Source organism: Paenibacillus glycanilyticus, assembly GCF_030161375.1.
GTDB classification, from domain to species: domain Bacteria; phylum Bacillota; class Bacilli; order Paenibacillales; family Paenibacillaceae; genus Pristimantibacillus; species Pristimantibacillus glycanilyticus_B.
In genome coordinates this window covers 1-21,064 of record NZ_BSSQ01000035.1, presented here as the reverse complement: position 1 = coordinate 21,064, position 21,064 = coordinate 1, and the positions used below count along the sequence as shown (strand labels likewise).

Genomic DNA, 21,064 nt, shown 5'->3' with positions numbered 1-21,064 from the left:
TAATTCTGACATGAAGCGAATCCGTTTCCTGATGGATTGGGCGAACCGGTTGTATCAGCAGCTGGAAGGCAGTCTGAAATATAAGCTTATTGTGTTTTTTATCGGCATATCGATTATCCCTCTGGCGGTAGTCGGCTATTTGGTCAGCACCAAATCATCCGATCTTGCGGTTAAGCGGGAAACCGAAAACGCCCTGAACCTGAACAATACGAAGATGAGCGCGCTCGACCGCTCCTTTAATGAAATCGAGTTTATGCTCGGCGATTTGGTTACGAACTTCAATACCACGTACTATCTGCAAAATATTGACGATACGAATTACGAGTCCGACCGCGCGTTTTCGGTCGTGTCGGAAGTGGGTTCGCGACTTGACAACATAATGACCAGCAAGCCCGGTCTGTTTGACGCGGTTCTTATTATCCCAAGCGGGGACGTTATGCCGTTTCTGCGAGGAGTGGTCAAAGGCGGCGAGTTGAACAATTTCAAGAGTTTGCCTGCTTACATCAATACCGTCAACATCCAAGCCAAAGCAGTATGGCAATATTCATATGGGAACGAAGGGCAGGAGCTTACCGTCTCGGAAAGCGTGGTGGAACCGTTCAGCGACGAGGTATTGGGGGTTGCGGTCTTTGACGTCAATGCCGAAATGCTCTTTGACGAGCTTGATTCCAGTACGCTGGCACCGGGAGAATCGATTCAGATAGTGACGGCCGATCATAAAGTCATTTATGATTCCGACCGGACTAAAATTGGAGAAACCGTTCATATCGGAGAAGAGAACGCCCGAATCTGGCAGACGGCGAGCGGCAGCTTTAAAGAGACAGCCAAGCAAGGAGATGCCGTTGTCTCTTACCGTACCTCCGATATTAACGGCTGGAAAATCATCTACAAGATTCCTTACGGCAATATCGTGCAAGGAGTCAGTCAAATTTCCCGCATGATTCTACTTGTTACCTTGATTGTAGGTTGCTTTGCCTTTATCGCGGCCTTATTGTTGTATATTCATTTGTACAAGCCGATTGCCCAATTGATTAAAGCGATGAAGAGGTTTGAAATCGGCCAGCTGCAGGAGCGGGTTCAGCTGGAGAGGACCGATGAATTCGGCAGACTCGCCCGGGCCTTCAATTATTTGGCTGAACGGGTCGAGGTCTTGATTGAGGATGTAACCCTGGAGCAGAAGGCGAAGAAGGAGCATGAGATCCGTGCTTTGCAAGCGCAGATCACCCCTCATTTTCTGTACAACACGATCAATTCGATCAAGTCGCTGGCCAGAATGAACCGTCCGAAAGATATCGAAGCCATGTCGGGCGCTTTGATCGACTTGCTTCGTCTCAGCGCCAACCAGCAAACGGACCGGATCCGAATCGTCGACGAGTTGAATTATGTAGGCAGCTACGTGACGATTATGCAATACCGCTACAAAATGCAGCTTGTCTTGGATACTCGAATTCCGCCCAGTCTCCAAGCCTGCGGCATCCTGAAATTCTCGATCCAACCCATAGTGGAGAATTGCATCATTCATGCCTTTGACCCGGAAATGACGGAGAGGCGCATTCGGATCGAAGCGTTTGAAGAGGAAGACAAGATCCGAATCGAAATCAGCGATAACGGCAGAGGAATGGATGCCGGGCAGCTGGAGCGGCTTGCCGGCAAGCTTGGCTCTGCGGCAACGATGCCGGCGCGCGATCATAAGGGCAGGCTGCATATCGGCGGGATGGGTCTGCGGAATATCCACGAGCGGCTCAAGCTGCATTACGGGGATCCGTACGGCCTTGAATTCGTCAGTCAGACGGGAGAAGGCACGACTGTTATTATGCATATTCCCTATATACAGTTAGACGAATAGGAGACACGACAACAGCAGCGGCTGCCCAAATGAGGGCGGCTGCTTTTTGCTTTCTAGACAGTCTGCAAGATTGATAATATTGTGCACCACCTCATAATATCCACTCGTTACGATTGCGCTTACAAACCTTTAATCTTAGAGCATGGCGCTAAAGCAATAGAAAAAATGACGAAAAGCTTAAAGGAGTGAAGACATGCAAGGCGCATCGAAATTAAACAAGCGTGAGAATTTCTGGGGGTATTTGTTCATCTCGCCGCAGATCATTGGATTATTGTCCTTTGTCCTGTTCCCGGTCGCGATGTCGTTCTACTTAATGTTCACGGAGTGGGATTTCACCAATGCTCCGAAATGGACGGGCACGGACAACTTCAACGTGATTTTCCATGAAGAGAATTTCTATTACGCTCTTCGGAATACGTTCTACTTCGTTCTTGGCATTGTGCCGGTAACGACGGTCATCTCGCTTGTTATGGCCCTTCTGACGAACCGGGCGATTAAAGGGTTGTCGATCTATAAGGCGGCGTTTTTCCTGCCGATGGTTACCTCTTCCGTTGCCATCGTGCTTGTATGGTATTGGGTGTTTGCGCCTGATATCGGACTGCTTAACAATTTCCTCGACGTCATCGGCATCACGGGCCCTAACTGGCTGACGGAAGCCTTCTGGGCAAGAATCGCAATCGTCATCATGAGCACGTGGCAAGGAATGGGCTATTATTATCTGATTTTCCTCGCCGGACTGAAAGGCATTCCCGAGGATTATTATGAAGCGGCGGAAATAGACGGCGCGGGCAAGCTGCGGAAGTTTTTCAACATTACGCTGCCGCTTCTGTCGCCAACAACCTTCTTCATTATCGTAACGATGCTGATCGGCGTGTTTAATCTGTTCCAGGAAAGCTTCATCCTGACGGGCGGCGGTCCGGCCTTCTCGACTTACACGCTTGTCATGTACATCTATGATCTGGCTTTCCGTTACTTCCGGATGGGCGAAGCTGCGGTTGTATCCGTTGTGCTGTTCGCCATCGTGCTGCTGGTCACCTTTATCCAGTTCCGACTTTCCAAAAGGTGGGTGAATTACATTGAATAGCTCCAAACGCGGCAATCTCCTGATTCATGTCATTCTCATTATCGTTGCCTTGACGACGGTCTTCCCGTTCTATTGGATGATTACGACTGCCGTCAAACCTAGCGATGCGATCTTCCAAGTTCCGCCTCAGATGTTTCCGAAACATTTTACATGGGACTATTTCCCGAAAGTGTTCGAGCTTATGCCGATGGCGCTTGCTTATCTGAACAGCATGAAGATTGCCGTGCTTGTAACGGTGGGGACGCTGTTGACAAGCAGTATCGCGGCGTATGCATTTGCCAAAATCCAGTTCAAAGGAAGCAGCATGCTCTTTGGCGTTTTCCTTGCCACGCTTATGATTCCGGGTCAAGTGACCTTGATCCCGCTGTACATTCTGTTCAGCAAAATCGACTGGATTGATACGCATCTGCCGCTGATGGTGCCGGCAATCATGATTAACGCTTATGGCGTATTTATGATCAAGCAGTTCATGGGCAGCATTCCGAACGGCTATATCGAATCGGCCAAAATCGACGGCGCGAGCCATCCCCGCATTTACTGGCAGATTATGATGCCGCTCTGCAAACCGGCGATTATTACTCTCGGATTGTTTACGTTTATCGGCAACTGGAACAACTTCTTTGGTCCGCTGATCTTCCTGAACAGCGAGAAGAAATTTACGGTACCGCTTATTATCTCGTCATTCAAAGGCGTATACACCGTGGATTGGGGCCTCCTGATGGCCGCTTCCACCGTAGCGATCGTACCGATTATCATCTTGTATCTGCTCACGCAAAAATATTACGTACAGGGCATCGCAATGTCCGGAATGAAAGGATAATTGCCTCGTATCGGTCGAAGCGGAGGCAGCCAAGCTCACTTGATTCGAAGCCGTAAGCGGAAGCGAAGCAGAAGCATCCGGCGGCCGGTACGTTCGTCTGCCAGGCGGGGCGTCCGCATTATCTTCAAACGGACAAGCTCCGTTGATCGATCGGATCGAGATTGCAACGGCTCCGAAAGCCGTAAACGAATAAATAAAATTAGTGGAGGGAAACGCCATGCAAGACGTCAGTTTCGAACTTAAACATCCAACATTCGAGTTTTACGGACATACCTTTACGCTTTATATCCACACCTTCGAGAACGTGTACGGGCTGGATGCCGACCGCTGCCGCGTGACCCGCGACGAGAATTCCATGATGATTGCGGCAGATGGCCTCACTTGGGCAAACGGTCAGGAAAAAGCGGAAGGCAACGCGGTTATTCACGTCTATAAATCTACCGATGGCCATAGCGTTCGCTTTCGCGTGCAAGCCAGCGTCGGCAGCAAGAAGCTCCGCAGCGTAAAGCTTCTGCTGGAAGGAATCGCGGACGGCGAAGTTATAAATCTACGCGAGACGCCTTCCAAAGCCATTGAAAGCTCCGGCCTGTTGCTCCATTATCCGGAGGGCTGGCGCAATTTATATACGCCGCTCGTTGTCATGAAGACAGCGGAGGACCGCTTGGTCTATTATCGTTCGCTTGATTCTTCCGTTCGCGACAAACGGTTTGCATTCTTATGGACATCCAAGGGATTGACAGCGGAACTCATCTTCGAGGAAGACGCGGTACGGATGCAAAGCGAGGTTGTTGTCCCGGAATGGGAAATCGGAGAGTGCCCTTCCTTGGAAGCGATCAGCGCTTTGCATCACCGGGAAACGGAGCAGCACTATGGTCTGTTGCCTTGGGAGACAAGGGAAGACGTACCCGCATGGGCGCGCGAGATTTCGCTCGTAGCCGCGATTCATATGCAGCATTGGAACGGGTATATCTTCAATGACTACAAGAAAACCGGAGATACGCTGGAATGGCTTGCCGAGCGAATGGATCCCAAACGGATACTTGCCTATTTGCCCGGTTGGGAAGGCCGTTATTACTGGCAATACGGCGATTTCCGCCCCGATCCGCGCATGGGCGGCGAAGCGGGCTTTGAAGAACTGATGAGCAGAGCCAAGAAGCTTGGCATTCGCGTCATGCCGATGTTCGGGATGAACGTCGTGAATCCGGGTCTCGAGAATTTCGAGCAATGGGGAGCTCCATCCCGCGCGCATACGGCTGGCGGATTCCCGATTACGGGCTCGGTTGACTGGGACGGATCGCGGCATTACGACCATGCATCCAATGTGTTTCTTAATCCCGGCGCTCCGGGATGGCAGAACCGTCTTGCCGGTCAAATCGGCAAGCTGATGGACCGTTACGGCTTTGACGGCGTCTTCCTCGACATATCCGCGGCTTGGATGAATGATCCTTATTATCACTATTATGAGGGCTTCATAGAGCTTTGCCGCAAAATCCGCGAGAACCGCCCGGATTGCCTTATCGCGGGCGAAGGCTGGTACGACGCAGCCGGACTTGGCACGCCGCTCATGCAGTCCGGCCATACGGATGGGGTTATGCATTGGCATGACGAGCCATATGCGCCATTATTCGAGCAGTACAACCGAAGCTTCGGCCATTTATGCCTTGGCGCACCGGGCAAAGGTTCTACCGGCGTGCATGAACATGGATACAATCCGGATTACAGACGCGCGCCGATCCGCAAAGCCATCATTCCGACCGTCACGATTGTGGACGATACGCTGGAGACGGCAGCCGATGAGGTTGAATCGATTATTGCCGACGCAAATAGCTATGCAGACCAATTCCTGACGAATACGAAATAGAGGAGTCAATGCCATGACCATTGATATCAAACGCAAACCAACAACGCCGGTTCCCAATCGGGCTCCGCTTAAACCGGCAGCCCTAATGAGCTTGCCGCTTGGCGCGATACGCCCAAAAGGCTGGCTGAAGGATCAGCTGCAAATCCAGCTGAACGGCTTTACCGGCAAGCTGCCGGACCATTGGGAGGACCTGAACGCGAACAGCGGATGGCTAGGCGGCAGCGGCGAAAGCTGGGAACGGGGACCTTACTATGTAGACGGACTGCTCCCGCTGGCTTACGCCTTGCAGGATGAAGCTTTAATCGAGAAAGCGCAGGCATGGATCGAATGGACGCTTGGCAGCCAGCGCGAAGACGGGCAATTCGGACCATCCACCAATGACGACTGGTGGAGCCGCATGGTTATGGCGAAGGTGCTTACCCAGCATCAGGAAGCAACGGGCGATGAGCGGGTAATCCCGTTCCTGCTGAACTACTTCCGATATCAAGCCGAGCATATTGACAAGCGGCCGTTAACCGACTGGGCAGAAGCGCGCGGCGCCGAGAATGTGCTCATCCTTCAGTGGCTGTATAACCGGACGGGCGAGACATTCCTACTGGAGCTTGCGGAAAAGACGCAAAAGCAGACTTTGGGATGGACCGAGATTTTCTCGGACTTTCCATACTGGCGCTACCAGACTAAGTTTGATCACCGCATCCATGTCGTGAACGTTCTGATGGCGCTCAAGGAACCCGCGCTCCGTTATTTGCAGACCGGTGAAGCGAAGCATAGCGAAGCGCCTTACCGCGGTATTGAGAGTCTCATGAAATACCATGGACAGGTTCACGGTCTTTGCTCGGGGGATGAGTGGCTGGCCGGAACAAGCCCGACGCAAGGCGTTGAATTATGCGCGGTCGTGGAATATATGTTCACGCTGGAACAGCTCGTACGGATTTACGGCGACGGCTACTTTGCCGATATATTGGAAAAAGTATCCTTTAACGCGCTCCCGGCGACAATCTCGGCGGATTGGACGAGCCGGCAATACGTGCAGCAAGCCAATCAGATCAGGTGCACGCAGGAGCACCGCAATTGGACGGAAAACCGCGACGACGCCAATATGTTCGGACTGGAACCAAACTTCGGCTGCTGCACGGCCAATATGCATCAAGGCTGGCCGAAGCTTGCCGCGCATCTGTGGATGGCTACGCCTGATGGCGGACTTGCCGCAATATCTTACGCCGCATGCGAGGTAACGGCAACCGTGGCCCATGGCGTGGAGGCAACCGTTAAAGTCGCGTCCAGCTATCCGTTCGAAGAAGGCGTTCAGCTCTCGCTTCAGCTGTCCGAGCCCGCTGCGTTTCCGCTCAAGCTCCGTATACCGGCATGGTGCAAGGAGCCAGCGGTCATCGTGAACGGAGAAGTACAGGAGCTGGACGTTCAATCCGGATTCGCAACTATTGAACGGTTATGGCAACAAGATGATAACGTGATGGTGCTCTTGCCGATGAACGTGCAGGTTGACCGCCGCGGCAATGATGCCGTCAGTCTGTCCAGAGGACCTCTTGTGTACGCGTTGCCAATCGCCGAACGTTGGTACAAGCGCTACGGAAGTTTGCCTTTTGCCGACTGGGAAGTTTTCCCTGATGATAACAGCGCATGGAATTATGGACTGCTTCTGGACGGCGCGATTGGCGGTCAGTCATTTGAGGTCAAGAAAAGTCCGATGGCGCGGCAGCCTTTCCTTGCCCAGAATGCCCCGGTAAGATTGATTGGCAAGGGACGGCGGATTCCGGAGTGGAAGGAAGAGCGGCATTCCGCAGGCGAGCTGCCATTAAGCCCGGTCAAATCATCCGAGCAGGTGGAGACCATCGAGCTTGTGCCATATGGCAGTGCAAGGCTCCGCATTGCGGAATTCCCGGTCTTATCGGAATAAATAGCATGATCCTAACGTTCATAATCTACTAATAGAAGAAATCCCCGGTATACGCCAATCAAGCGTTTACCGGGGATTTTCCATTTAACCTTGCTTCAGACGAAGCATCATCGTCCAGAGATCTGTGGTCTCGTAACCGAGGCGCCAGGCAGCTACGCCGGCGAGGTCGTATTTCTTCGCCAAGTTGATTCGCGCTTGAACCGTGCTTGCGTTCTCGGCCCAGAATACGTACGTGAAGCCGTCCTTCACGTATTTGTATTTGGTCTGGCCTGGCGCTGCAGGATCGGTAACGCCAACGGCATTCGTATCCGCAACAAGCTTCGGAATGTCGCTCATCAGGACGGCACGGTTGCTGACGAGATTGCCGGAACCGTCAACTTTCCATTCCCGCACGTAGAACGGGATTCCGAGCATCAGCTTGCTGCGGGGAACGCCGTAGGTTAGAAATTGCTGAACGCCTTTCTCAACCCATGGCAGGCTGGCTACCGAACCGGCGGTCGAACTGCCGCTCCAATGCTCGTCGTAAGCCATGATGATGATCGTATCCACCGCTTGCGAGAGGGCAGCATGGTCATAGGCAGTCAGATGATCCCAGGATACGTCGCCGCGCGGCAAGTCGATGGAAACCTTAAGACCTTTGGCATGCGCGGCTTTCGATAGGGCCGCAACAAAAGCCGTATATTCATCGCGGTCCGTACCAGCGATTTCCTCAAAGTCAATGTTCACGCCGTATACGCCAAGCGTGGCCAGCTTCGTGATTAGAGTTGAAATAAACTGTTGCTGCGCCGTTGAATTCGCAAGAAATGCTGTCGTCATCTGCTTGTCGAAATCGTTGGAGACAAGTGGCATTACCTTAATGTTCTGCGACTCTAACGTCGACACGACCGTTGGATCGGACAGATCCGTTATCGTGCCGTTTGCGTTTGCTAACTCAAACCAGGAAGGCGAATCGATGGACAAACCTTGCGTTTTCGCTGTTTGATTCAAGATCGTCTGCGTATTGGAGGAACCGTTCCATGCCATATACACGAGACTTTTTGTATTGCTCCACAATTTACGGCCGTCCGCGTTAATAACAAAGCTGTTCGAGTAAGCCTTAGCATAAGCAACGGCCGACGAGCGGGTGAAGAAGGACTTGAGCTTTTTATCGCCTTGATAGACCGCCAAATAAGGAATGCTGGTCCACCAGGTTGTCCCGTTATGTTTGACTTCCGAGTTGCCGAAATATTTGGCGTAGTTGAGTGCCGGCTGCAGGGCTACAAACGATTTGATCGTTTTGCCGCTTTGCTGCACGTCATAAGTTGGCTCATTGGAGTGGACAACCAGACCGGACACCGTATTAACGACCGTGCTGTTAGGAATGGAAGCGGCTGCTTTTATCGCATCGTACAAAAAAGCGTACGTTTTTGTCCCGTCAACTTGAACCTTATCGACCTTGATCGTATAGATGGCATTGCCGTTCCGCAGTTTTTTCACCGTCGCATCGGACATATTGTCCCAAATCCAGCTGTTAGAGCTTAGATCCATGACATGCGCGTTCGTCCAACTAGCCGCCGCTTTCTTGGCTGCGTCCAGAGTTGTAAAACCCCAATTCGCATTAGTTTTATCGCCCTGATAGAGCTGGTATTTCGGATAGGATTGATAAATCCAGCCCGGGCTTTGCAAATCCCGGATATGTACGTTCTTCATTTGTTTGGCTGCGGCCGTTGCCTCGTTGTAGGTGCGGTACTCCCATTTCAAGCTGGATGTCCCGCCTTGATAGATTTTGTACCTCGGCCAATTATCCCAAACCCATTCGCGACCGGTAATCGCCTCCACATGGCTGTACTCAAAGCCTTTGGCGTAAGCGATTGCCTGCTTATCGGTAGCAAATTCACGCAATGCACGATCGTTCTGGTATACGCGATACTTTGTCATTGTGCCGGAATCCGGGCTAGCTGCCATGCTGCTCGCAGTTGATCCAATCGCTTGGGCAACGAACAGAAGCAGAACTGCCGCCGATAGTTTTTTGAACATGTTCTTCTATCACTCTCCTCTCAAAGTCTATTAATTAGACGCTTTTGGGAGGGAGAGGTTGCGGTTTTTTTAAGCTTTCTTTCAGGTGTAAATAATGGAAGGGAATTCGCAAGGCAATAGTGGATGGATAAAAAAAGTGGAAAAGAATAACAATAAGTCCATTAGGAAGGATGTGGTAATGGAGTGGCACAGCTGTTCGAGCGGCTAAACCTGAAGGAAATGCTTGACGGTGACGGCGTAGAGCCGTTGGAGCTGGAAAAAAGCCTTCGCGAAGTGTGGGGCGTCAACCGGTATCTCGGCGGCAATCCCGCATTGTTCGTCCATCTGAAAAAGCTGATGCGAAAGCTTTCTCCGTCTGAGCCGATTCGCATATTGGACGTTGCGACCGGACTCGCGGATCTCCCGGTGGCGCTGGTAGAGTGGTGCAGGCGGCGAGGAAGGGAAGTTACGCTTGTTGCCGTGGACAACCATCCGCAGATTGTTCAGCTGGCTGCTAGCCGGACGAACGAACATTCTTCAATCGAGGTGCTCTTGGCGGATGGCACGGCGCTTCCCTTTGCAGACAAAAGCTTTGATCTGGCCTTTTGCAATCTTGCGCTTCATCATCTGGACGAGGAATCGGCTGTGAAGCTATTTGCCGAAATGGCCCGCGTTACCCGTTCAGGATGGGTGGTTACGGATTTGGAACGGCACCGGCTTGCTTATGCGGCAGCGAAGCTGCTTGCCAAATTCGTATGGAAAAGCCCGGTCACCAGACATGACGGGCCGCTTTCGGTCCAGCGTTCGTTCACTCCGCAGGAAGCCCGGGAGCTCGTAGCATTAGCTGGGGTTGAAGCGGCTGTGCATAAACATTTTCCGTTCCGGCTAGCTGTGGTTGGCCATGTCTAGGTACGACGTCATCGTAGTTGGTGCCGGCCCGTCTGGCAGCGCAGCGTCCAAATTACTGGCAGACAGTGGTGTCCGGGTCTTGATGGTAGACGCCGAAGTATTCCCGCGGCGGAAACCGTGCGGAGAGTCGTTAAATCCCGGAGCTGTTGCTGCACTCGGCAGAATTACGGGGCAATTGCGCGCAGAGGAAGCCTTTGATTTTCCATTCTCTCCTATACAAGGTTGGAGAGTTATTAGCGGCAGGACAAACCTAGAGGCATCATTCCCTGAAGGGCTTAACGGAGCCGGCTGCCGAAGGGAACTGCTGGATCATTGGCTCGCCCAGATGGCCTGCAGAGCAGGAACCGAGTTCGAACAGCGTACAAGGGTGGAGCGTCTGCTGTGGGAAGGGGAGCGGATTGCAGGGGTTATCGCACGATCTCCAGGGGGGAGACCGGTGACGCTTCGGGCTGCCCTCGTTGCGGGAAGCGACGGGCTTCGGTCCGTTGTGGCGAGGAATGCGAAGGTCAACCGTTATGGTCCGCTCCGCAAGGCGGCATTTACGGCCAGACTGGACGGCGTTTATGGATTAAACGGCAGGGTAGAGCTGTTTACTGCTCGAGACGGTAAGGTCATCGGCCTTGCTCCAATCGGCGGCGGTCTAGCGAACATGACCGTTGCTCTAGGGAAGAACCATACGGCTGGGGCGGCTGCTGCAGGCAAAGACCGAGCCGGCTATGTGCTGCGCGAAGCTAGAGAAATACCTGAGCTGGCAGAACGGTTGCAAGATGCCGAAGTTGACGGGGAAGTATTGGCTTGCGGCCCGTTTGACCGCCCTATACTGCCTCATCATATAGAAGGATTGGCGCTGCTTGGCGATGCGGCCGGCTATTATGATCCCTTAACGGGTCAAGGGATATACCGGGCATTAAGAAGCGCCGAGCTTGCCGCACCAGCCATCCTGCAAGCTTTGCAGACCCGAAGTTCGGAGTCTATCCGAGATTATGGCATATCCCGTCATGAGGAGTTTGCGTTCGGGACGAGACTGCAGCACGTGATTGAACGATTAAGCAGACAACCGCTATTATGGCGCATGGCGTTAAGAATGATTGGTGCCTCCTCGTTATTAACAAGCAAGCTTGCCGAAGTAATTGGAGATTGTCCGAAGGAGACGAACGCATGTATACCCGTAATGAAATCACCATAAATTGCGACATTCAGACCGCTTTTGAATATGCCCGGCAGGTCGAGCAATGGCCCGAACTGCTGCCGCATTACCGGGGCGTCCGGTTTGAGGAGGGCAGCAGCGAGCAAGGCGGGTTAGTCATGATGAGAGCGGTAAGGCCGTTCAAACCGTTCAAATGGCCAGTCTGGTGGGTTAGCGAGATGATTGTGGATGAACGGCGCAATTCCGTATTTTACAAGCATGTTCGCGGCGTTACGGCAGGGATGGAAGTCGAATGGCAGATTGAACCGCATGTGGATGGCGATCAAGTCAAAGTGGTCATCATTCATAAATGGCTGCAGCCGCCTTTTGGCAGAAAGCTTGCTTCGGACATGATTGGCGAGGTGTTTGTGTTTGCGATTGCGGAACGAACGTTACAAGGTTTAAAGCAGCAGATTGAGCAACAGATTGAACAGCAGATCGAACAGCAGATCGAACAGCAGATCGAACAGCAGATTGTACAGGAAGAGGTGGGCTAAGATGACTGAGATTAGAGCAGTAGTGACTGGCATTGGCTGCGTAACGCCAATTGGCATAGGCGTCGAGGCGTTATGGGCAGGCGTACAGCGAGGCGAAAGCGCGGTTAAACCGATCGACCGGTTTGTGCCAGAAGGGCTCAGGAGCCGGATTGCGGCGCAAATCCCGCATTTTGACGCAACCGCGTTTATGGATAAAAAAAGAGCGCACCGGATGGACCGCTATTCCCAATTGGCCGTGGCCGGCGGAATTATGGCCCTTCGGGATTCCGGATTGGACGCGGAAGACCTGGAGTCCGAGCGCGCAGGCGTATATATGGGTTCCGCGCTAGGCGGAATCGCTTTTGCGGAAGAGCAATGCGGTCAATATTTCCAAGGAGGCTTCCGCTCGGTCTCTCCGACGCTTGGCTTCTCGGTATTTGGCGGGGCGGCGTCCTGCAATCTTGCGATGGAATTTGGATTTAACGGACCTAATGAAACAAACGCGATGTCATGCGGCTCCGGCGCGGTTGCGATTGGACGAGCTTTGCAGGCCATCCGCCGCGGCGAAGCCGACGTGGTGTTGGCCGGAGGATCGGAAGCTCCGCTTGCTCCTTTGTCATTCGGAGCATTCGATATGCTGAGGGCCATGTCAACGCGCAATGAAGAGCCTTCCAGCGCAAGCAGACCGTTTGACCGGAACCGGGACGGCTTTGTTATGGGCGAAGGTTCGGCAATCCTTGTCATTGAAGCCGAACATCATGCCCGTGCCCGCGGTGCGCGCATTTATGGGGAGCTGGCAGGGTTTGGACTAACCAATGATGCTCACCATATGAGCGCGCCGCTGCCAACGGGAGCACAAGCGGCCCGGGCGATTAAGCTGGCGCTCTCGAGCGCCGACATGTCGCCGGATGATGTCTCTTACGTCAATGCGCATGGCTCATCGACCTTGCTCAATGATGTGACCGAGTCCAAAGTTATACGCAGCGTATTCGGCAATCGGCCTGTTGCCGTCAGCGGCACGAAAGGCTTGTACGGGCATCCGCTTGGTGCTTCGGGAGCGATTGAAGCCGCTATCACGCTTCTGTCCTTGAACAACGGCTGGCTGCCGCCAACCACCAATTTGAATGATCCGGATCCAGAAGCCGAGATCGATCTGGTTGCGCGTCAAGCTAGAGAAGTCAAAGCGGAAGCGGCCGTATCCAATTCATACGGATTTGGCGGCGTAAACGCCGTGCTGGCATTCCGCAAAGCGTAAACTTAGTCCGTACAATAAGCATTCCCGTTCACGGCAGAGGTCATCTGTTGCCTGGAAGGGGGATGCTTTTTTGCGGTTAGTAACATCACTGGCTCTCAGACGAATACTGTAATAATAGGAAGGATGGAGTCGAAGCGATATACCTTATTGGAAGGGCGGGAGCAACGATGGAAATACCCGTGTATCGCCCGCAAAACCATGTACGCTTTATTACAGCCGCCGCTTTGTTTGACGGTCATGACGCATCCATTAATATTATGAGACGGATTCTGCAAGCATCAGGCGTGGAAGTTATCCATCTGGGCCATAACCGGTCGGTTCAGGAAGTAACTAGCGCTGCCATTCAGGAGGATGTGCAAGGGATTGCGATTAGCTCCTATCAGGGCGGGCATATTGAATATTTAACCTACATGCATGACGTGCTTAAGCAGGCCGGGGCAGGCCATATTCGGATTTATGCGGGTGGAGGGGGCGTTATTATCCCTTCCGAGATCGAGGCTTTGCATCGTTACGGTATCGCCAAAGTATTCTCCCCTGAGGACGGCCGCGTTATGGGGCTGCAGGGGATGATCAACCATATGATAGAGGCTTGCGATCATCCCACGCCAAGACAGGCAGAGCTTGATCTCAAGCTGTTGAAGCAGCGCAACTGGGGGGCTGCGGCAAGACTAATCACCGCCGCGGAGGATGTGGCCGCAAGAAGAGAGGTTGATGCCTGCACGGCGGCAGCTCTAGAGCAGCTTCGCGGGCAGATGCCGGAAGTACCCGTGCTAGGCATAACGGGAACGGGAGGCGCGGGCAAAAGCTCGCTGACCGACGAGCTTGTGCGCCGGTATTTGGATTATTATCCGAACCGCTCCATTGCGGTTATCTCGGTAGATCCAACCAAGATGAAATCGGGAGGAGCCTTGCTAGGGGACCGAATTCGAATGAACGCCATCCATGATCCGCGCGCTTATATGCGAAGCATGGCAACCAGGAAGTCGAAGTCGGAGATTAGCGACGCAACAAGCGATGCGATTGCCGTCGTTAAGCATGCCGGTTATGACTTCGTTATTGTCGAGACAAGCGGGATTGGCCAAGGAGATGCCGCTATTGTTGATTTGTGCGATATTGCGATGTACGTGATGACCAGTGAATACGGAGCGGCCAGCCAACTTGAAAAAATCGACATGATCGATTATGCGGATGTTATCGTCATCAATAAATTCGAGCGTCAAGGCTCCGAGGACGCTCTAAGGGATGTACGCAAACAATACAGAAGAAGCAAACGGCTTGAATCGGTGCCGAATGAGCAACTTCCCGTGTTTGGAACGATTGCTAGCCAGTTCAACGATCAAGGCGTAACGACGCTTTTTCGGCATGTGATGAAGCTTGTGGAGAGGAAAGGCAGCTGGCCGTTGCGTCCGGTAGAGATCTCTACCAGCGGGACTATGGGCAATGCAATCGGGAATACGTTTAAGAATGCAATCATTCCGCAGGAGAGAATCGGCTATTTACGGGAAATTGTTCTTACGGTACGGCAGTATAAAGCGTTTATCGAGGAGCAAGTTGCAGTCGTGCGGACGATCACGCAATTGAAAGGAACCAGGCAGCTTTTCTATGCGAATCAGGGGCGCCTCTTGACCAGAGAAGAAACTTCCCTTTTCTCGGAAAAGCTTGATGCGATGGTGGCGGAGTGGGAAGCCGAGCTTAATCCGAACTGCCGGAAGCTGCTTGCCGAGTGGCCGACGGTCCGCAATGCTTACCGCCCCGTTACGCTGGAATCGCTTTCGGGGAGCGCCGTTCCAAGAGTAAGCCTTCCAAAATTTCATGATCCAGGAGAGTTGCTGCGATGGCTGCTCTTGGAAAATTTGCCGGGTTACTTCCCGTATACGGCAGGCGTATTTGCATTCAAGCGAACGGATGAGGATCCCAAACGCCAATTTGCCGGTGAAGGCACTCCCGAGCGGACCAATCGCCGCTTTCATTATCTGTGCCGGAACGATGAAGCGAAACGTTTGTCAACCGCCTTCGACAGCGTCACGCTGTACGGGCAGGATCCAAGCGACCGGCCTGATATTTACGGAAGAATAGGGAACAGCGGGGTTAACGTATGCACGCTTGAGGATATGAAAAAGCTGTACGCGGGGTTTGATCTCTGCGAGCCTTCCGTCAGCGTCTCCATGACGATTAACGGACCGGCGCCTATCTTGCTCGCCATGTTTATGAATACCGCGATTGATCAGCAGGCGGAGAAATTCGCGAACGCAAATGGCCGGCAGCCAGACGAGACGGAGTATCAGGACATCAAAACAGCGGCTATGCGATCAGTTCGCGGGACCGTGCAGGCCGATATTTTGAAGGAGGATCAGGGACAAAACACCTGCATTTTCAGTACGGAATTTTCGCTCAAAATGATGGGAGATGTCCAGCAATACTTTATCGATCACGGCGTACGCCATTATTATTCGGTCAGCATAAGCGGTTATCATATCGCGGAAGCGGGTGCCAATCCGGTTACGCAGCTGGCATTCACGCTTGCGAACGGTTTTACTTATGTCGAGTATTACTTGGCCAGAGGCATGAAGATCGATGATTTTGCCCCCAACCTGTCGTTCTTCTTCAGCAACGGGCTTGATCCCGAATACAGCGTGATGGGGCGCGTCGCGAGGCGCATTTGGGCAACCGTCATGAAACATAAATACGGGGGCAACGAACGGAGTCAAAAGCTGAAATACCATATTCAGACTTCGGGACGTTCGCTGCATGCGCAGGAAATGGATTTCAATGATATCCGGACCACGCTGCAGGCGCTAATGGCGACCTATGACAATTGCAATTCTCTTCATACCAACGCATATGACGAGGCTGTAACCACGCCTACCGAAAATTCCGTAAGGAGGGCAATGGCCATTCAGCTCATTATTAACCGGGAGTTCGGACTTGCGAAGAACGAAAATCCGTTGCAGGGTTCTTTTATCGTGGAAGAGCTAACCGACCTAATGGAGGAGGCCGTGCTTCAGGAGTTTATCCGGATTCATGAACGGGGCGGCGTGCTTGGCGCGATGGAAACGCAATATCAGCGGGGCAAAATTCAAGAAGAGTCGTTATATTACGAGCAGAAAAAACATGCCGGGGAGCTTCCGATTATTGGCGTGAATACGTTCCTTAACCCTAATCCGGAACAATTCCACTCGGAACTCGAGCTTGCCCGTTCGACCGAAGAGGAAAAGCAGGCTCAAATCAAGCAATTACAGGCGTTCCAGACGAAGCATGAAGAGGTATGCGCGCTAGCGCTGGAAGAGCTGAAGCATACGGCGGTGTCAGGCGGCAACCTGTTTGAAGCTTTAATGGAAGCGGTGAAATACGCATCCATCGGTCAAATTACAGGCACGTTATTTGAGATCGGCGGACAATATAGAAGGAATATGTGAATCGCAACTAGATTGCGCAAGAAGCGGTTGACCGGGCATGGGCTAATGATCGAAAGAGAAGGGAAGAGGAGCAACAAACGGATAGATAGCAAAGCAAAAGCCTCCAGGCCTGATGGACTGGAGGCTTTTGCTTTATTCTTCGATATCCGCCCACATTTCTTCTTCGTCCACATCAAGCTTGATGTTGGAGCGGAAGACGCGGCGGTTGTACTGCCGGTACATATATTGCTCGATCGCCTCGAGCAGATTTGCTTCGATGATGTATTGGCTCCGACCACTTACCCATACTTCTGCGGTGAAGCCGTACTCTTCTTCCCAAGCCAGCTGCACCTCCACGTCCGAAGGTTGCACGCCTCTTCGATCTGCCATGTGCAGACAAACGGCATTAATAATTTCGTCCGTGAATATTCTGATCATTAATAAGGTCTCCGTGTATCGGGATTATTTTTTTTCTTAAACATTCTGAACAACGAAATAACGATTCTTACAAGGACAAAAATCGCAATCAGGTTAATGAGAAGGCCGAAGAACTGACCCATGCCGCCCATATTGCCGATCAGACCGCCAAACAACATACCAGCCAGACCGCCAACGAGCATGCCTTTCATAAAGCTGCCGCCGCCGAAAAATCCTTTGTTCGTCGTTGTAGCGCCGGTCTTATTCGTTGTAGCGCCAGTCTTTGTTCCCGTTGTAGATTCTTGCACGTTCGCTTGTTTCTTAGGTGTTTGCGTGTAGCTTTGTTTCGGAGATTTGAATCCGCCGCCTCGTTTCGCCGCGTCCGCTTGTCCTAGACCAAATGTCAGGAACAAAGCGAAAGCCATGATGACCAGTAACCCTTTTCTCATTGTGTACGTCTCCTCCTGCTTCGATGTGTAGCTCATTCGTTGCTATGATACACATTTACGGCTAATATTAACGGAGGTTTCAAAATATTTTTGTACACAATGTTCCAAATCATATATATGCAAAGGGGAGAAGCTCTATGACGTATCCATCCGCTTATGTTTCGTATTTGGTGCAATTTAACGGGACGCGCGATTTCTTCGAATGTCACGAGCTGCTGGAGGAATATTGGAAGGAGCATCCAGGCGATCCGCGGTCCGCGATTTGGGTTGGATTGATCCAGCTTGCCGTGGGTTTATATCATGAACGGCGGGGCAACTGGAAAGGCGCTATTAAGATGTACGAAAAAGCATTGGAGAAGCTCGGCGAGCAATCCCTGGATGAGTTAGGCCTGGATGGCGCAAGGGCTCTTGCGGATCTGAAGCTTAGCTATGAACGATTGCATGCAGGGCAGGGGGAGCCGATACCGTATCAAGACATGACGTTAACCGTTACGGATCCTCAGCTGGAGGAGCAATGTTTGCGGCAATGCCAGTCACTTGCGGTAGATTGGGGGAGAACGAGTCCTCTTCATGAAGAGTCCCTGATCCATCGCCATAAGCTGCGCGACCGAAGCGATGTTGTAGCGGAACGCGCGGCAGCGATAGAAGCGAAAAAAAGGAACCGGACCGTGAATTAACCACGGGTTCGGTTCCTTTGCTGTCTCTCTTATTTCAGATGCTGATAGCCGTCAACGATGAGATCAAGCGCGCCTGTTTCCGGGTGGATCGCAAGGCCGTGAACCGGCGTGTTCGGCGGCAGAAGCGGATGGTTGCGCACAATGCTTACGCTTTTCTCAACGCTGTCTTGCAGGTTGTCGAAGCCGGTCAGCCAACGGTTCAGGTCAACGCCGGAATTGCGAAGCGTATTAATGGTTTGATCCGGGATTCCGCGCTCCAGCATGTGGCCAACCACCGTCTCCGGATCGATGCCCGTCATGCCGCAGCCATGATGCGCGATGATGAATACTTCGTCAGCCCCGAGCTCATACAAGGCTACCAGTACGCTGCGCATGATGTTGCCGAATGGCTGCGTAATAATCGCTCCGGCATTTTTGATAACTTTGGCATCGCCGTTCTTCAGGTTAAGAGCTTTAGGCAGAAGTTCTACAAGGCGAGTGTCCATACAAGTGACAACTACGATCTTGCGGTTAGGGAATTTATCAGTCAGGTATTGCTCATATTCTTTGTTTTCAACAAAAGCTTTGTTGTGGTTCAAGATTTTTTCCAGATTGCTCATTAGAATAACCTCCTGATGATTATGATTCGTAATTAGTTCTTCACAAAACGCAGGTTGAGCGTATAGATTTGGTTATCGCTCTTAAGGCTGTAGGCATACCGTTCGGCATTATAATCAATGCGAAGCTCCGGTTCAAAAAACACCTCGTGACGAGGTTCGAACCAGAACGGGAACGGATCGCCTTGGGCCAAACGGTCGTCGGGACCGCCTTGCTCAATCAATTGAAGAGCAGGCACGCCGCTCATGACGCAGCCGCAGCCTTCGGTATCATGCAGCAGCTTAAGCTGCTTTTGGCCATCCTCTATGTAAGGGGTCAATGCCTCTACGGCAGCAGGAGTAAAAGTAATGCGCATGCAGGTTCCTCTCCTTCTTTCTACTCTACTAATGACGAAAAGGTTAAAGTTGATTATACGTTTTGTAATCGGTAAGATCAAGTTATGCTCTGCATTAAATGAGCAAATTTGGAACAGGGAAGGTGGAAGAAACATGACGGTACATAACGATTCAACAACAGCAAAGTTCATGGAGACTATACGCAAGATTAAGAGCTACGAGGAAGCGCTTGGCGTGTTGTATTGGGATCTTCGGACCGGCGCGCCGCGCAAAGGGATGGATACCCGTTCGGAAGTGATCGGCGCATTGTCCGGCGATATGTTCAAGCTATCGACGTCGCCGGAACTTGGCGAATATTTGAATGAGCTGGAGCAGCCTGCCGCCCAAGCACAATTGTCGGAAATCGAGCGGAAGCTTGTCAGTGAAACGCGTAAAGACTATGATCGAAGCGTCAAAATTCCGCCGAAACTTTATCAGGAATATGTCGTTCTCTCGTCGCAAGCGGAATCCAAATGGGAGGAAGCGAAAGCAAATAACGATTACGCCAGCTTCCAGCCGCTGCTGGAGAAAGTAATTGATTATACGCAGCAATTTATTGATCTGTGGGGACCTAAAGCTACACGCTACGATACTTTGCTTGACCAATATGAGCCGGGGATGACAACAGCTGAACTCGACCGCGTATTTGGCGGTTTGCGCGAGCAGCTCGTTCCGCTCGCTGCGGCGATTGCGGCATCTCCTCATCAACCGGATACGTCTTTCCTGAGACAGAATTATGACAAGCAAGCGCAGAAAAAGTTCAGCTTGTTTATTCTGAACCAGATGGGTTACAACTTCGAAGCCGGCAGACTGGACGAGAGCGTTCATCCGTTTGCGACGGGGCTGAACCCCGGCGATGTGCGCATCACGACCCGTTATCTGGAAGACGATGTGACAAGCGCGTTGTTTGGCACGATCCATGAAGGCGGACATGCCTTGTACGAGCAAAACCTTATGCAGGAGCTCATTGGCACTACGCTATGCACGGGGACTTCGATGGGCATTCACGAATCGCAGTCGCGGTTCTGGGAAAATGTCATCGGACGCAGCAAGCCGTTCTGGGAACAATATTTCGGCAAGCTGCAGGAGCAATTCCCAGGTCAGCTGGACGTGTCCGTTGAGCAATTTTACCGCGGCATCAATGTCGTGGAGCCGTCGCTGATTCGGATTGAAGCAGACGAGCTTACTTATAACCTGCACATTATTATCCGTTATGAGATCGAGAAGATGATCTTTAATGAAGGCGCCAAGGCAGCCGATCTGCCGGCCATCTGGAATGACAAATACAAAGAATATTTGGGGATTGTTCCTCCAAACAACGCGGAAGGCGTGCTGCAAGATGTTCACTGGTCAGGCGGCGCTTTTGGTTACTTCCCGTCGTATTCGCTAGGCAACATGTACGCCGCGCAAATCGCGGACACGATGGAGCGGGAGCTTGATGGCTTCTGGAACCTGGTGGGCCGCGGCGAGCTTCTTCCCATTAAGGAGTGGCTGACGGAACGGATCTACAAATACGGCAAGCTGAAGTCACCGTCTGAGCTCATTCAGGGCATCTCCGGCAAACCGCTAGATCCGCAGCACCTGGTGAATTACCTCGAGCGCAAATACAAAGACATTTATAAGCTGTAAAATAAGCTGTAAAAGCGCGGCCGCCCCGGAAGGGGCGGTTTTTTGTTTGTATTTGGCCATTTTCACCGCATGCTACTCCATCACACCGGCTGTAAGTCGGTTAATTCCTCTTAATTAGCTACTTTCCAGCACACGTGCTGTTTGGACCTCTGTCAAGAAAGTGGACACTGAGTTAGTGT

At 52.1% G+C, this 21,064-nt stretch carries 17 protein-coding genes; 12 read left to right on the top strand and 5 right to left on the bottom strand.

The features are described 5' to 3' along the window. The first annotated feature begins 10 nt into the window (after window positions 1-10). The 5 genes from QQK89_RS29200 (at window position 11) to QQK89_RS29180 (ending at window position 7,526) form a co-directional block, all read left to right on the top strand. On the top strand, window positions 11-1,846 hold the full coding sequence (locus tag QQK89_RS29200) for a cache domain-containing sensor histidine kinase (RefSeq protein ID WP_284242296.1): 1,836 nt from the start codon (window positions 11-13) through the stop codon (window positions 1,844-1,846). A gap of 193 nt (window positions 1,847-2,039) precedes the next feature. Continuing rightward, window positions 2,040-2,930 carry a carbohydrate ABC transporter permease gene (locus QQK89_RS29195; RefSeq protein WP_284242295.1) on the top strand — a complete coding sequence of 297 codons (891 nt, stop codon included), beginning with the start codon at window positions 2,040-2,042 and terminating at the stop codon, window positions 2,928-2,930. Next, complete coding sequence (locus QQK89_RS29190) at window positions 2,923-3,750, top strand: carbohydrate ABC transporter permease (protein ID WP_015844175.1); 828 nt, start codon at window positions 2,923-2,925, stop codon at window positions 3,748-3,750. The genes QQK89_RS29195 and QQK89_RS29190 overlap by 8 nt, the downstream gene beginning before the upstream one ends. Before the next feature lie 217 nt (window positions 3,751-3,967). Then, entirely contained in the window at window positions 3,968-5,611 is a 1,644-nt protein-coding gene (locus QQK89_RS29185; RefSeq protein WP_284242293.1) for a hypothetical protein, read from the top strand. 13 nt (window positions 5,612-5,624) lie between these two features. After that, the gene (locus QQK89_RS29180) at window positions 5,625-7,526 is read left to right on the top strand and encodes a beta-L-arabinofuranosidase domain-containing protein (RefSeq protein WP_284242292.1); all 1,902 of its coding nucleotides are present in this window, start codon (window positions 5,625-5,627) and stop codon (window positions 7,524-7,526) included. Window positions 7,527-7,610: 84 nt separating this feature from the next. Here the strand turns inward: QQK89_RS29180 and QQK89_RS29175 are convergent, their stop codons facing one another. After that, window positions 7,611-9,542, bottom strand: a complete 1,932-nt coding sequence (locus QQK89_RS29175; RefSeq protein WP_284242291.1) for a glycosyl hydrolase family 18 protein — start codon at window positions 9,540-9,542, stop codon at window positions 7,611-7,613. Between the two features lie 183 nt (window positions 9,543-9,725). On the opposite strand from QQK89_RS29175, the gene QQK89_RS29170 reads away from it, so the two are divergent. The 5 genes from QQK89_RS29170 to icmF all read left to right on the top strand — a co-directional run bounded on the left by QQK89_RS29170 (window position 9,726) and on the right by icmF (window position 16,763). Next, window positions 9,726-10,430 carry a methyltransferase domain-containing protein gene (locus tag QQK89_RS29170; RefSeq protein ID WP_284242289.1) on the top strand — a complete coding sequence of 235 codons (705 nt, stop codon included), beginning with the start codon at window positions 9,726-9,728 and terminating at the stop codon, window positions 10,428-10,430. Further along, the gene (locus QQK89_RS29165) at window positions 10,423-11,616 is read left to right on the top strand and encodes an NAD(P)/FAD-dependent oxidoreductase (RefSeq protein WP_284242288.1); all 1,194 of its coding nucleotides are present in this window, start codon (window positions 10,423-10,425) and stop codon (window positions 11,614-11,616) included. The genes QQK89_RS29170 and QQK89_RS29165 overlap by 8 nt, the downstream gene beginning before the upstream one ends. Then, window positions 11,589-12,113, top strand: a complete 525-nt coding sequence (locus QQK89_RS29160) for an SRPBCC family protein (protein ID WP_284242287.1) — start codon at window positions 11,589-11,591, stop codon at window positions 12,111-12,113. Before QQK89_RS29165 ends, QQK89_RS29160 begins: the two co-directional genes overlap by 28 nt. 1 nt (window position 12,114) lies before the next feature. After that, entirely contained in the window at window positions 12,115-13,347 is a 1,233-nt protein-coding gene (locus QQK89_RS29155; protein ID WP_284242286.1) for a beta-ketoacyl-[acyl-carrier-protein] synthase family protein, read from the top strand. Window positions 13,348-13,514: 167 nt separating this feature from the next. Further along, entirely contained in the window at window positions 13,515-16,763 is a 3,249-nt protein-coding gene (icmF, locus tag QQK89_RS29150; RefSeq protein ID WP_284242285.1) for a fused isobutyryl-CoA mutase/GTPase IcmF, read from the top strand. Window positions 16,764-16,895: 132 nt separating this feature from the next. Here the strand turns inward: icmF and QQK89_RS29145 are convergent, their stop codons facing one another. Then, window positions 16,896-17,180, bottom strand: a complete 285-nt coding sequence (locus QQK89_RS29145) for a YxcD family protein (protein WP_284242284.1) — start codon at window positions 17,178-17,180, stop codon at window positions 16,896-16,898. Beyond that, a complete protein-coding gene (locus tag QQK89_RS29140) occupies window positions 17,180-17,608 on the bottom strand; it encodes a hypothetical protein (protein ID WP_284242283.1) in 429 nt (142 codons plus the stop codon). Before QQK89_RS29140 ends, QQK89_RS29145 begins: the two co-directional genes overlap by 1 nt. Before the next feature lie 137 nt (window positions 17,609-17,745). Between QQK89_RS29140 and QQK89_RS29135 the strand changes: the two genes are divergently transcribed. Beyond that, window positions 17,746-18,285, top strand: a complete 540-nt coding sequence (locus QQK89_RS29135; RefSeq protein WP_284242282.1) for a DUF309 domain-containing protein — start codon at window positions 17,746-17,748, stop codon at window positions 18,283-18,285. 29 nt (window positions 18,286-18,314) lie between these two features. Here the strand turns inward: QQK89_RS29135 and QQK89_RS29130 are convergent, their stop codons facing one another. Next, window positions 18,315-18,884, bottom strand: coding sequence for a beta-class carbonic anhydrase (locus QQK89_RS29130; RefSeq protein WP_284242281.1), 570 nt, complete (start codon window positions 18,882-18,884; stop codon window positions 18,315-18,317). A gap of 32 nt (window positions 18,885-18,916) precedes the next feature. Then, window positions 18,917-19,237, bottom strand: coding sequence for an iron-sulfur cluster biosynthesis family protein (locus QQK89_RS29125; protein ID WP_284242280.1), 321 nt, complete (start codon window positions 19,235-19,237; stop codon window positions 18,917-18,919). Window positions 19,238-19,370: 133 nt separating this feature from the next. Between QQK89_RS29125 and QQK89_RS29120 the strand changes: the two genes are divergently transcribed. Beyond that, window positions 19,371-20,885 carry a carboxypeptidase M32 gene (locus tag QQK89_RS29120; RefSeq protein WP_284242279.1) on the top strand — a complete coding sequence of 505 codons (1,515 nt, stop codon included), beginning with the start codon at window positions 19,371-19,373 and terminating at the stop codon, window positions 20,883-20,885. The last annotated feature ends 179 nt before the right edge of the window (window positions 20,886-21,064 follow it).

Excerpts from the sequence above, each read along its gene's own strand:
- QQK89_RS29200 (WP_284242296.1), top strand. The coding sequence starts at position 11 with ATGAAGCGAATCCGTTTCCTGATGGATTGGGCGAACCGGTTGTATCAG.
- QQK89_RS29195 (WP_284242295.1), top strand. The coding sequence starts at position 2,040 with ATGCAAGGCGCATCGAAATTAAACAAGCGTGAGAATTTCTGGGGGTAT.
- QQK89_RS29185 (WP_284242293.1), top strand. The coding sequence starts at position 3,968 with ATGCAAGACGTCAGTTTCGAACTTAAACATCCAACATTCGAGTTTTAC.
- QQK89_RS29180 (WP_284242292.1), top strand. The coding sequence starts at position 5,625 with ATGACCATTGATATCAAACGCAAACCAACAACGCCGGTTCCCAATCGG.
- QQK89_RS29175 (WP_284242291.1), bottom strand. The coding sequence starts at position 9,542 with ATGTTCAAAAAACTATCGGCGGCAGTTCTGCTTCTGTTCGTTGCCCAA.
- QQK89_RS29165 (WP_284242288.1), top strand. The coding sequence starts at position 10,423 with ATGTCTAGGTACGACGTCATCGTAGTTGGTGCCGGCCCGTCTGGCAGC.
- QQK89_RS29160 (WP_284242287.1), top strand. The coding sequence starts at position 11,589 with ATGTATACCCGTAATGAAATCACCATAAATTGCGACATTCAGACCGCT.
- QQK89_RS29155 (WP_284242286.1), top strand. The coding sequence starts at position 12,115 with ATGACTGAGATTAGAGCAGTAGTGACTGGCATTGGCTGCGTAACGCCA.
- icmF (WP_284242285.1), top strand. The coding sequence starts at position 13,515 with ATGGAAATACCCGTGTATCGCCCGCAAAACCATGTACGCTTTATTACA.
- QQK89_RS29145 (WP_284242284.1), bottom strand. The coding sequence starts at position 17,180 with ATGATCAGAATATTCACGGACGAAATTATTAATGCCGTTTGTCTGCAC.
- QQK89_RS29140 (WP_284242283.1), bottom strand. The coding sequence starts at position 17,608 with ATGAGAAAAGGGTTACTGGTCATCATGGCTTTCGCTTTGTTCCTGACA.
- QQK89_RS29135 (WP_284242282.1), top strand. The coding sequence starts at position 17,746 with ATGACGTATCCATCCGCTTATGTTTCGTATTTGGTGCAATTTAACGGG.
- QQK89_RS29130 (WP_284242281.1), bottom strand. The coding sequence starts at position 18,884 with ATGAGCAATCTGGAAAAAATCTTGAACCACAACAAAGCTTTTGTTGAA.
- QQK89_RS29125 (WP_284242280.1), bottom strand. The coding sequence starts at position 19,237 with ATGCGCATTACTTTTACTCCTGCTGCCGTAGAGGCATTGACCCCTTAC.
- QQK89_RS29120 (WP_284242279.1), top strand. The coding sequence starts at position 19,371 with ATGACGGTACATAACGATTCAACAACAGCAAAGTTCATGGAGACTATA.